At 45.7% G+C, this 11,945-nt stretch carries 9 protein-coding genes; 8 read left to right on the top strand and 1 reads right to left on the bottom strand.

Annotation, left to right across the window (positions count from 1 at the left end):
- The first annotated feature begins 62 nt into the window (after positions 1–62).
- The 7 genes from QMF38_RS06320 (at position 63) to QMF38_RS06290 (ending at position 7,316) form a co-directional block, all read left to right on the top strand.
- Positions 63–866, top strand: a complete 804-nt coding sequence (locus tag QMF38_RS06320) for an FRG domain-containing protein (protein ID WP_281758941.1) — start codon at positions 63–65, stop codon at positions 864–866.
- A 41-nt stretch (positions 867–907) separates the two neighbouring features.
- On the top strand, positions 908–1,501 hold the full coding sequence (locus tag QMF38_RS06315; RefSeq protein ID WP_281758940.1) for a DUF6904 family protein: 594 nt from the start codon (positions 908–910) through the stop codon (positions 1,499–1,501).
- A gap of 135 nt (positions 1,502–1,636) precedes the next feature.
- Entirely contained in the window at positions 1,637–2,518 is an 882-nt protein-coding gene (locus QMF38_RS06310; protein WP_309298695.1) for an ornithine cyclodeaminase family protein, read from the top strand.
- A 469-nt stretch (positions 2,519–2,987) separates the two neighbouring features.
- On the top strand, positions 2,988–3,557 hold the full coding sequence (locus QMF38_RS06305) for a TetR/AcrR family transcriptional regulator (RefSeq protein ID WP_281758938.1): 570 nt from the start codon (positions 2,988–2,990) through the stop codon (positions 3,555–3,557).
- A gap of 78 nt (positions 3,558–3,635) precedes the next feature.
- The gene (locus QMF38_RS06300) at positions 3,636–6,263 is read left to right on the top strand and encodes a phosphoenolpyruvate synthase (protein WP_281758937.1); all 2,628 of its coding nucleotides are present in this window, start codon (positions 3,636–3,638) and stop codon (positions 6,261–6,263) included.
- A 305-nt stretch (positions 6,264–6,568) separates the two neighbouring features.
- Entirely contained in the window at positions 6,569–6,895 is a 327-nt protein-coding gene (locus QMF38_RS06295; RefSeq protein WP_281758936.1) for a hypothetical protein, read from the top strand.
- A gap of 202 nt (positions 6,896–7,097) precedes the next feature.
- Positions 7,098–7,316 (top strand): aspartyl-phosphate phosphatase Spo0E family protein, encoded by a 219-nt coding sequence (locus QMF38_RS06290; protein ID WP_281758935.1) that lies wholly within the window; start codon positions 7,098–7,100, stop codon positions 7,314–7,316.
- A gap of 544 nt (positions 7,317–7,860) precedes the next feature.
- Here QMF38_RS06290 and QMF38_RS06285 read toward each other — a convergent pair.
- Positions 7,861–8,841, bottom strand: a complete 981-nt coding sequence (locus tag QMF38_RS06285; RefSeq protein ID WP_281758934.1) for a ParM/StbA family protein — start codon at positions 8,839–8,841, stop codon at positions 7,861–7,863.
- A 513-nt stretch (positions 8,842–9,354) separates the two neighbouring features.
- Here QMF38_RS06285 and QMF38_RS06280 point away from each other — a divergent pair.
- On the top strand, positions 9,355–11,133 hold the full coding sequence (locus tag QMF38_RS06280) for a hypothetical protein (RefSeq protein ID WP_281758933.1): 1,779 nt from the start codon (positions 9,355–9,357) through the stop codon (positions 11,131–11,133).
- The last annotated feature ends 812 nt before the right edge of the window (positions 11,134–11,945 follow it).

The following is an 11,945-nucleotide window of genomic DNA, read 5'->3' as shown; positions in this document are numbered from 1 at the left end:
GACTCTGGTAGAGTACCGATATGTAGATTTCGGTGCGTTTAGTAAAGTAGGGGGTATCACGTATGGGCTTGCCACGGTTTTCTGATGAATTTCTGGAGTTTCTACACGCAGTAAGCGAGTTTTCGTTAGGACGCGACTCACAGATGTGGTATCGTGGACAAGCAAGTCGCGATTACCGCCTTATACCCTCCTTGTTTCGAGGCATTGATATGAATACACCCCATTCCGTGGAGATTGTGAGTCGATTGGAACGGAGCCTTTATTTTAAGTTTAAGGATCAAGGGTATCAATACATTGAACAGGCATCAGGACTGGAACTCCTTGCAATCATGCAACATCATCATGTTCCAACACGCTTACTCGACTGGACCCACTCATTTGCTGTGGCTCTATACTTTGCCACAGAGTCATTAAACTTTGAGAGAGGACCACATATTTGGGTTCTTGACCCGCAAGAACTAAATTTCAACGCACAAGGAAAGCGATTAGTTGGTCATGTTAACCCAGGTGACTATGACAATCTAATGAAAGCCGAAGGTGCTATACCGATTTGGAACACAATCGCAATTCAGTCTCCACTAAATAACGACCGTATAGTTGCCCAGCAAGGGGTATTCACGTTGCATGCTACGCGGGGTACTCCCCTTGAAGAAGAAGTATTTGGCTCACAAAATGAACACTCACCCAATAGCATACTGCGAAAATTCGATGTGCCAAACTGCCCTATAGATATAGGAATGTTTTTGGCTCTAAATGGTCTAACCAATAAATTCTTACTTTTCCGCGGCTTAGATCATTTGGCGAGTGAACTTGTGAATTACAAAAACACATTTATCATCCGAGAAATGGCGAAACTCAACGGATAGTTTCGTATTTATTGGTAGATGAAGAGCAGAGGTTGTTTAAAGTGAAGCTTAACATCTTTATCGACGAGAGTGGTAATACAGGAGATATTCGTATTGGCATTGACGAGGACAGAATGAAATTCTTGGGGATGATTACACCAGAGAAGAACTTGTACTATAGATGCCAGGTTTATTACCCCGAAGTCCTGTTTGTCACCATAGCCCTGAACGATTTCATTCGCCTCTATGCGAAAAAACAAGCAAGAACTGCTCCCTTTCCTCTGCTGGACAAGCGCATTCAATGGGATGCACACCTTGCGACTGCGCGACTGTTTCAGTCCTCGGTGGTCAATTGTGTGAAGGAAGTAGTTACAGAGGCATCTTTCAAGCGAATCATGAATTTGATGCACAAGGATTACACATGGGTGGACGGATACGCATCACAATATCTGGATTTGCTCAACATTCGATATCTGAAGATCGGGGATAAGGATGAGAGGGCTAAGGCTCTGTCAACGGTCGTCAAGCGCATGGTGGAGCAAGGCAAGGAGTACCGTCAGATCGAAGAGGAAGTCAGAGCGATGGCACGGGAGCATAACTGCTCCGTTGAAGATATCGGTTTGGTGGAGGATTATCCAGAGGAGATCGAGTGGTAGAAGAGCAGGGAAGAGCTTGGGATAATAGAAGGGATTCGAAACTTGAAGGGCAACTTTCGCGCCAGAAGGGGTGACTTCGCTTGTATCATGTCCTTACAGACCAGGACGTTGAGAAGCTTGTCTCAATGAAGTTGATTGCGAGCGCAATTGAACGCACCTTTGAGGAGCAGGCAAACGGAACACTTGTTTGCGCCTCCGCGATTTCGGCTGGAAACGGAACTGGGGGACTTGGTTTTTACTGCGGGTGCCGCAACTGCCATGGAAAAGGTAATCGGATTCCGCGTCTACGACACCTACGCGAACGATTTGGATGGGCATCAGCAATTGGTTTGTGTGTTTGATTCAGATACAGGGGTGTTTAAGGGCATAGTGATTGGGAATCTGCTTGGTGCTGTTCGTACTGGAGCGATTGGTGGCGTAGCAATCAAAGCCATGGCTCGGAAGGATGCCGAACACGTCGCGGTGATTGGTACAGGTATGCAGGCGCGGACACAGTTAGAGGCGGCTGTTGCTGTCAGGGATGTTAAACATGTTCGAATCTTTAGTCGCAATCATGAAAATAGAGAGGCATTTGCGGCGGAAATGACAAAGAAGCTGGAAATAGAGGTCGTGGCAGTCGATTCCTCAAAGAGTTGCATCCAGGGAGCCGATATCGTGATTTGCGCCACAAATAGTGGTACGCCAGTATTCGATGCGGAATGGCTTGAACCAGGGGTACATATCAACACGGTGGGTCCCAAATCAGTCAAGCGGCATGAGGTTCCAATGGAACTTGGAGCACGTAGTTCGGTGATTGCGACTGATTCCATAGAGCAACTCAAAGCCTATCCAATGCCACATTTTCTGGTTGGAACGCCCGATGAAGAACGGATCATACAGCTAAGTGACGTTGTTACAGGGAAAACGCTTGGGAGAAAGGGTCAAGATGACATAACCCTGTTTTGTTCCGTGGGTCTGGCGGGTACAGAAGTGGTTGTTGCGAATGAAATCATGAAAGAGGCAGTGGTTAGAGCGTGACAGACAGTAAGTATGTTCTTGAACGACTCATGGGTCGCAGTCAGGAGCTTCAAGCTACCAGGGATGATGGAGATGCTTCCGTGAACACACGTAATGTTGTGGAAAACGATTATTACAAGGTAATTGAGGTGTTGGACGATTGGTAGGGTGGTCGCCAGATGACGCATCTCTTACCAAGACTATTTTTCGAGCACTTTCAACCAACCTGCTTTGTAACCGAAGACGATGGAGTTTTGTTGGCTTTTCTCATTGGATTTGTATTACAAACACATCCAACTGAAGCAGAGCATCGCGCCAGAAAACGACACAGGATCTTCGGTTTGAATGTTCGGGAAGGCAATCAAGGAGAGGGTGCCATCTGATCAGCAAGCAGAGACTTGAAAATTCGTGTATGGTGGGTATAATGTCATCAAGAAACCAAATATACTATAATAGTTTCTTTGTTTTTTGATCGCTATTGGAGGGACTCATGGAGGATTTTAATCGACAAAGAATTTTGGAAGTCGCATATGAACTGTTTAATACGAGGGGATATAAGGGCGTTACAATTAGCGACATCGCAGAAAAGTTGGGTATGAGTAAGAAGACAATCTATCAATACTTCTCAGGAAAAGAGGAGATTGCGTCGTCCGTCATTGATGAAGTCATGGGGCGGGTATCTGCGAAGTTTGATCGCATGGAGCCAGGTAGTGACCCTATTGCTAACATTCGATCAACATTCGATCAAGTGAAAGCAGAGGTTTCTCGTATTAGCCCGCTTTTTCAGGATGACATAAGGAAGCTACTACCCCAAGTTCATCAGCGATTAAGAGAGATGCGTGCCGAGAAATTTGCAAAGATTGAGGATTGTATTCGAGTTGCCCAACAAATGGGGCAGGTCAAGACGAGTATCGATGCTCATGTAGTTACGATTGTATTCTTGGAAGCAATGCAGGGCTTTAGCAGAAGTGAGGCGGAGCGTCATGGAATCTCAAAACTACAAGCTGTAGATGTACTAATTGACATTTTCCTTGCTGGGATCGTCAATGACATCCTTTGAATTGATATTCATTTGACGTACGGAAACCCAAAAATACAATGCGGTTTATTTGGTTCTCGGTCGAAAAGGGGAGAGATCATGGATAAGTTCGTTTTATACTTTAACGAAATTGATAAAGACTCACTGCACTATGTTGGAGGGAAGGGAGCAAACCTTGGAGAAATGACAAGAGCTGGATTTCCAGTTCCCCAAGGTTTTTGTGTAACCACTTATGCATTTAAGGCGTTTATTGAAACCTGTGATAGGATGAACGGCTTCTTTAATCAACTTGATCAAGTTAGCGTAGAGAAATTAGATAAAATTCGGGCGTTGGGGCAACAAATTCGGAACCACTTAGAGAACTTGGAGATTCCTCATGAAGTAGAGGAAGCCATCGTGAGAGCATGGCGGCAGAACGGTGATGGGAAAGCATATGCAGTTCGTTCCAGTGCAACAGTAGAAGATTTACCAGGGACTTCGTTTGCTGGTCAACAGGAAACGTACTTGAATGTGTTGGGAAAGGATCAACTTCTTAATGCAATTCGACGTTGCTGGGCTTCGTTATTCACTGATCGAGCAATTTCCTACCGTGTCAAAAACGGATTTGATCACCGCCAGGTGTTTCTCTCTGTTGTTGTCCAAGAAATGGTCTTTCCCGCTGTGTCAGGAATTATGTTCACTGCTGATCCCATCTCTGGTAATCGGACTATCACGTCCATTGATGCCAGCTTTGGACTTGGAGAAGCACTCGTATCAGGACTTGTTTCTGCCGATTTGTATCAAGTTCGAAGCGGTCGGATCATCCAGAAGAAAATCTCGAATAAGAAAATTGCCATCTACTCTAATCCAGCAGGCGGAACGATCACAAAGGATTTGGCACCTGACCAACAACAGGCTCAAGCGTTGCCAGATGAACGAATCATTGAATTAGCCGAACTCGGAAAGAAAACTGAACATCACTATGGGACGGAACAAGACATTGAATGGTGCCTTGCCAACGGCAGGTTTTACGTTGTTCAAAGTCGCCCGATTACGTCTCTCTATCCTGTTCCAAAATTTGCGGATCAACGACTGCACATTTTGGTATCGATGGGACACATTCAGATGATGACAGATGTCATGAAACCGATGGCGATCTCCGTTTTTTCGACCATGATTCCCATTGCCGTCGAAGCGGGCGGCAGAGCATTCGGAGATATGACACCACTATTTGGAATAAAAGCTCTGAGAAAGATGGTTCCACTCGTTTTGCGACGTATGGACGAACAAATGGGTGCCGCTCTGGATGAAGTATTAAACCGTCCAACAATCAAGTTCCCCCATAAGCGGATTCCATTTCGGACAGTTGCATCCATTGCTTTTCCTGTAATCAAGACCATCATAACGAACATTTTCATTGCCGATCCCATTGCCCGTAGAGAGGTTGTGAACCACTTCATCGAAGAATCTGTCAATCGCTGTCGAGAAAATGTATTGAGTCCAGGTGTTTTATCGCGGATCGATGCCGTGAAACGAGATATGCGGCAAGATGTATTCCCTGCGTTATTGAAAGTAGCGCCTAACTGGGTGAGTGGGGAAGTCGTTTCGGAAATCATCAAAAAGTTGTTAAGTAAATGGCTCGGAGACATGGAATCCTTTCATGCACTTAGCAGGTCACTACCAGGGAATATCACCACCGAACTTGGTCTAATGATTGGGGACTTGGCGGATATCGCGCGTCAGAACCAGCAACTCCTCGACTACCTACAAAACGCCACAGACGCAGACTTTTATCAAGATCTTAATGAAATTTCCAATAGCGTTGCCTTTCGTCTGAAACTTGAAGAGTTTATGTTCAAATTTGGGATGCGGTGTCCAGGGGAAATCGATATCAGCAAACCTCGCTGGAACGAAACTCCAACAACCTTGGTTTCAGCTATGATTAGCCATATTCGTACCATGGCACCTGGAGAACATCGCACGAAGTTTCAGGAAGCCGCTGAAGAAGCAGAGCGAGTTGCAGACAACATTGTCAAACAGGTGCGAAAACATAAGGGATTGATACAGGCGAGAGTGATGCGTCGTCTCATTCATGTATATCGCAACTTGGGCGGTTTACGGGAGCATCATAAATATTTGCTTATTCGGCACTTTGATATATACAGGCAAGCCATTCTGGAAGAAGCTGATAAACTCGTTCAAGCAGGGGCATTGAGCGAAAGAACCGACGTGTTTTATTTAACCCTGGATGAGTTACAAGCCTTGGGACGTGGTGCTTTTACAAAAAATGTTCATCGGTTAATTACGTCACGTAAGCATCATGAAGAATTAAATAAAAGATTGACTCCGCCTCGCGTCATGACCAGTGAAGGCGAAGTCATTACAGGAAGACATCGCGACATGAAGGCTCCTGAAGGTGCTTTAATTGGCACACCCGTTTCGAGTGGAGTCGTCGAAGGGATAGCAAGAATTGTTCTTCATCCAGAGGATGCCGCATTAAACCAAGGAGAAATTATGGTCGCGCCATTTACCGATCCAGGGTGGACACCTTTGTTCAACTCAGCAAAGGCTCTGGTAATGGAAGTGGGCGGCATGATGACACATGGAGCGGTGGTGGCACGAGAATACGGGATTCCATCCGTTGTTGGTATTGATAACGCTACGAAAATTATAAAGGATGGTGATTACATTCGGGTAGATGGAACCAGGGGTTACGTTCAAATCCTAAAACAGACCAAACAAGATTGAACATTTCTCTTCATCGCAAGGAGCATGTTGAGGTATGGTTTGTGACCCAGAGGTGACCTTGGTTTTGCTTTGACCCTTATACCTCCCAAGAATACATTTTAGTAAAATCACCATTAAATCAGTAGGATGGGAACAACATGAGGATGTTTATCGCCGCGCCAACCTCAAATAGATTGTAAGAAACCGCGCTCAGTCGCTTGACTGGGCGTTTTTTATGGCGTTTGACTAAAGTCGGCGAGTAACAGGGCGGGAACTAAAGGCTACGAAGGTTGATTGGGCTGGAGGAGAAAAGGAGAGAAGATAAAATGGTAAACGACGAAGTAAAAGAACTGCTTTCGCATATGGAGGATGGGATTCGGTACGATATCCACGAGGTTTCGAATCAACTGAAAGACATGCAAACAGAGGTCAACATATTGAAACGGCAAGTCAGCAATTTTGAGAAAATTATCCGAATTGATCATCTGTGGGAACTTTGGGAAGGTGTCCCCTTTCACGAAGATGGCATTGAACGGGATCGGCTGGCGATGTGTTTGGTATATTCCATGGGTTTGCGGCATTTCGTGAAGCTGTTGCCAGAACAATCGAGGGATGCGTTGCGTATGGTACTGGACGAGGCGCAAGATCAGTAGAAAGTTGATAGAATGAAGGGCACAAAGGAAATCACCTTGTTCTGTGCATCACAAAGGCGAGGGTGTCAAATATGCTATCCATGGGTCGGATGTTTTCTCAGTTGTCCCTGCAACCCGCCGACCCTCGATGAGGTCATGGGACGCACGTTCTTATAGTTCCATACAAAATATACGCCTACAGCTTGGGGTGGGGAGATTCATCATGTCTGGGTGCATTGACATTATCGAATATCTACGGAAAAAGATGATACATATGGTGGAAACACACCGCGATTTCACGAATCCTGACGTTGTGCGTATCAGCCAACGGCTGGACTTGTTTATCGTGCAAGCACAGAAGAAAGGAATGACGGGCAATGGCGATGGTGAGCAAGCGCAGGTTGTGTATGATGAGTCAAGTGTGAAGTTGGCGAGAGGATAGAGACGGGTGGGAGGGCTGAGACTTATTAGGGAATAGCTTTTAACAGTCTTCCACTGCTAAGATTATCCGTTTATATCCGCAAGGACTTCAATTCATCGCTGTCGTTATGAACTCAACGGATCTGAAATCCATTAGATGACAGTGAAGTTTTCTGCTTTATGGATCAAAATCAGTATAAATGGGCAACATGCGGCGTAAAGGCGCATAAAGTTGCGGGGATATGGGCGAGAAAACCTAAATGAGAGCCATTTACTGGCTCTCTTTTACTGGTTCTCATTGTTAGAAAAGTGATTTGAGTAGCTCCCTATCTTCGTCAGATAACGAGTCCTTCTTTGAGTGATTGGATGATTGAAGCACGATTCCGTCAGCGTTTTGTAATAATCGCCTAACGATTTCTTCGACCTTGCTGTCCAAATCCTCATTCGTGGGTCGGTTCATATCCTGACGAATTAGCTCACAAACGTATGCACTAATCCCTGTACTTTCCTTTGCCCTCACAAACTCATACACGACTGGATCTCTGATGGAGATCGAGATTTTCCGTTTAGACATGAGAAGTTAAGCCCCTGGCTTCGCGTAACTTCCAGTAACTCATCACATTAGAGTAGCTCCCGTTGTCGTCGATTTGGGCATGAGGGTAGTGGGCTAAGATAGCATCCTTTAACAATAGACTACCTCCGCCGCAAAAAACAGGCGTAGTGAACGATAGCCCCTGTGATCTTCCATAATTGATGATGTCTCGGACATGGTTCATCATCAAATCACGAATTATTTTCTCGCTTTCAGGCATGACTGTACCATTGATGGAGTAGACTTGTTCTCGTAGAATGGCTTCGCTCTCGTCCATAGTGATGGTGGCTCCGAATTGGGTGGATAGCGTCTCCTGGACATGTCCTCGGAGGAGGTTTACGCCAAGATTCGAGATCACCATACTGTCAATCTTCGGAATCAACCTGTCGAAAGTCGAAAAGGATGCGTTCATCGAGCCGATGTCGATCACCGTAACTCTATTATTACGATATTCATCCAGGTGAGAATAGATTGGACCGAGGGATTCAGGCAATAACACCAGTTGGTTGATCCGAAACACCCAGGCTTGTCCATTCACGCGCAAGGAAATGGGCTTTTGATCATTCAGGATAAATTCGTGATAGGCGGCTTTTCGTTTTTCGTTTTTGAAGATATGAAGTGGGGTATTCAGTGCCACAGCGACTTGCGGAATACCGACTCGTTCCACACTGAGTTTTTGCAACATCAGGGCTATCGACGTGTAAACTGCCAACTTGTGGGTAAGAGAGTGTTTGGACGCGGAGGCATAGTCCGCATTCAACTCTGAGCACATACTCCCAATAAGATACTGTTTGTCCTCAAACTCTACGCGATAAGTGTCCCCTGATACCTCGACTCCAGAAAAATGAGTTCCCTCTTGCATGAGCGTGCGGAACCGTTGCTTAATGAATCCTTGTTCCTTGTAGCTGATACTCTTCGAAAAACTCTTCCCAGTATCCACGGCGATTGCGTACATAAAGTTCTTCCCCTTTCTTTGTGTTTTGCTTGACCTCATATGCTATACAGGCTTGGGGCGAATAATTCACCACGAGTCGCACTATGATGTCTAATGTGGTGGGCGAACTGGGGCGAAAAGTCGCATTGCGAGAAAGACAGGGTTAAAGTGAAGGTGACGGGTCAATTTCGTTAAGAAGAAAACGTTATTGGGGTTGACTGGGGTAAATGGTATCATATAGTTGACAATATGAGATGACAGAGATAAGATAGAAACACGTTTTGGACAAACTTCATAGTCAGGTTTCGATATCGGCAGGATGCCGCCGTTTTCCCCATAGCAGACAGCAAAGCTGGTTGCGTGGTGGGGTGCTCGTTTTTATATAGGTCTTTCATATGAACCCAGGGACAAGTCTGTTCAGTAGTCTCTTGGGCTGGAAAGATCGCGGGCACACCTAACACGAACAACCAGCTTTTTGTGTTGTGCCCAAACAGCAAGTCATCAAGCGGTAAGCACAACAGGCGAAAGGGGAAAATGGCTTTCATGCAATTGAAAAGAGACTACTTTAGGGAACTTCGGGAGCAGATCATGAACCCTGACACATGGGATGCAGAGCGTTTCATTGTATTTGACCACGAACCAGGATTGGGAAAAACGATACACGCCCAGAGATTTGTAGGTGAAATGACTCGTAAGCATCCTTATCGAGTCCTGTGGGTTCAACCATTCAAAAAGGATGGTTTGTTAGATGCTACCGCCAACGCAATCAACGAAACTGCTGGCAAACCTGTTGCCCTGGCTGTCGAGGGAGAGGACTTGAGGACAGGCAAGAAAAGGCAAAGCGTCATTGAACCTCAAGTGTTGGTGATAACCACGCGAATGTATGCCCAAGTTTGCAAGGGCGAACATGAAGAACTCATCAGGGAAAGGGATATTCTGCTCATTGATGAGTATCCCAACTTAATGGACGAGATTGTAATTTCTCGACGTGAGTTGTCCACTTTATACAGCTATAGCGTGAACATCGAATCGGGAATCCTCGATGAGATGCTGGATATGTTCCGCGACGAGTTGAGAAGGCTCCGTGTTCCCTCCGCAGAGGAGCATGGACATATGATATGGATGACGTTTCAGTCCGAGGAGTACAGGAAGTACAGGGTCGAGATCAATAAACTCGTGAAGTCGCCAAGGGTGAAGGATTGCAGGGAACTCCTATTGAAGTTTCGGCAACTTTTTAGACACGAAGCGTACTACCACAACGGGGCATTTTATACCTACGATGATAGCTATGATTACGTCCGATTGAAAAACAACATCATCTTGGACGCGAATGCAGATTTTTTCTATCCGTACCAATTATCAAAGAGGTTTGTTGTAAAACATCAGCCAAAGCTTTACGACTATTCGCAAACGACCCTTCATCACTACCCTGTCAACACAGGCAAGAAAGGGCTAAAAGATAGTCCAGCCTTGTTCGACCAGGTGGTTAAGATGGTAGACTTGTATGGACGAAAGGGCGTTCTCTTTGTTGTAGATAAGGAGAACAAACCAAAGCTCGAAGCGGCTATCATCAGTCATTACGGTGACGATGGTGAAAGGGAAGAGACGCTGGTGGATATATCACGAAAGCTGGGTGTAGAAATCAGCGTGGAGTACCACGGGAACCTGTTGGGGCGGAATGATTGGCGAACTTTCGACACCTGCGTCATCGTCAAAACGCCGAATTTTGATTATGGAAGCTACGCTCTGATGGCATACTTCTTTCATGCCTTGGATAAGGACAAGTCGTTTCGAAACATCGAGTTGTTCCGAGATGTTGAGGTAGAAGCCATTCGAAACAGCACCATTGCCGCTGAGTTATTCCAAGCCGTCAAACGCATCAATCGCGATAACAGCCAGAAGGCAGAGATTTACTTGTTCTGCTCGAACGAGGAAGCGGTGGGCATCGTCAGAAAGCAGTTGCCTGGGATTAAGTATTTGCGAGAACCGTGGGGCGATGGAATGACCAAATGCCAGGCAGATGATGAGGGACAAGTCGAGAAGAGTAAGCTTTCAAAGTTGAAGGATCTCATCCTGAAATACAAGGCGGCAGGCGTAGACAGCGTTCGGAAACAAGAACTTCGCCTCCAAATCGGATACAGTAAATCGGCTTTTTCACATCGGCTGAGTGAATTAAAGTCGTTCCTTGCGGAGCACGATATTATCAATGATGGGCAACGTTTGCGATTCCAGGTGCAGGGCGGCGGTAGTCAGGCTAAATCGGATCAGCATTCAAGGCTCGGAGAAGATACAAGAGAATTGGTCACGGTATAGGAGAAGCTGTGACGATACGCGGGGCGGTTGAATACCGTCCCGTTTTTGCGTTGACTGTCGTTCCTAAAACCTTCGCTATCGAATATCCTGTTCGCTATAATTGACGCATCTGAAAGGGCGTTTGTTTTCTTTACCAGGGAATTTGCTACACCAATGTTAATGGAGTGGTGTTCAAAGTTTCAATTCATCTGTAAATGGTTGTTTCCCCTGATGAGATGTTTCATCCTTCGGGTTGTATAGAATCTCCATGATAGTAGGAGCTACATGGTAGCCTGATCCCTCACCAGTTTTCATTTACAGCTTATGATTATCATCATGTCAAGGTTACAGTGGCTAACGATACTGCCACAAAGCTCTGTGGTGTGAATGGAGGTTTCTTCATTTGTATTGAATGATTTGCCATTGCAACAATGGGTAACTCGCTACTGGAATTGTCACTACGTACATTGATAAAGTGGTTCACGGGTTTCGGATAACCACTTTGTTGGCGTTTCTACTTGAGGTGGTGAGTTTCGGATAAACCATCATTGCATTTTAGTTGCAGAACAACCAGACCTCCACTATTGAGAAAAGTTCCATTGTGGCAGTGGTTTGCGTTCCTCAGTGCCGCAGGGCACAGTTGAAATCCATTGCGCCCAAGTTCCGCAAGCTACCAAGATGGCATCCTCGTCTCAAGAGTGTCAATGGCCAATTTGTTTTCGTCTAAAATGGCCAACTAAAATCATCACTTGGCGTGGGAGATTAGAGACTCGCGGTGCCTCCTTTCATTCGGTAGCTGTCTCCTGAAAACGTAAATACAAATGCGTGGTGTA

This window comes from Alicyclobacillus hesperidum subsp. aegles, from assembly GCF_027923525.1.
GTDB lineage: Bacteria > Bacillota > Bacilli > Alicyclobacillales > Alicyclobacillaceae > Alicyclobacillus > Alicyclobacillus aegles.
The sequence above is the reverse complement of the archived record's forward strand: the minus strand, read 5'-3'. Positions and strand labels throughout refer to the sequence as shown.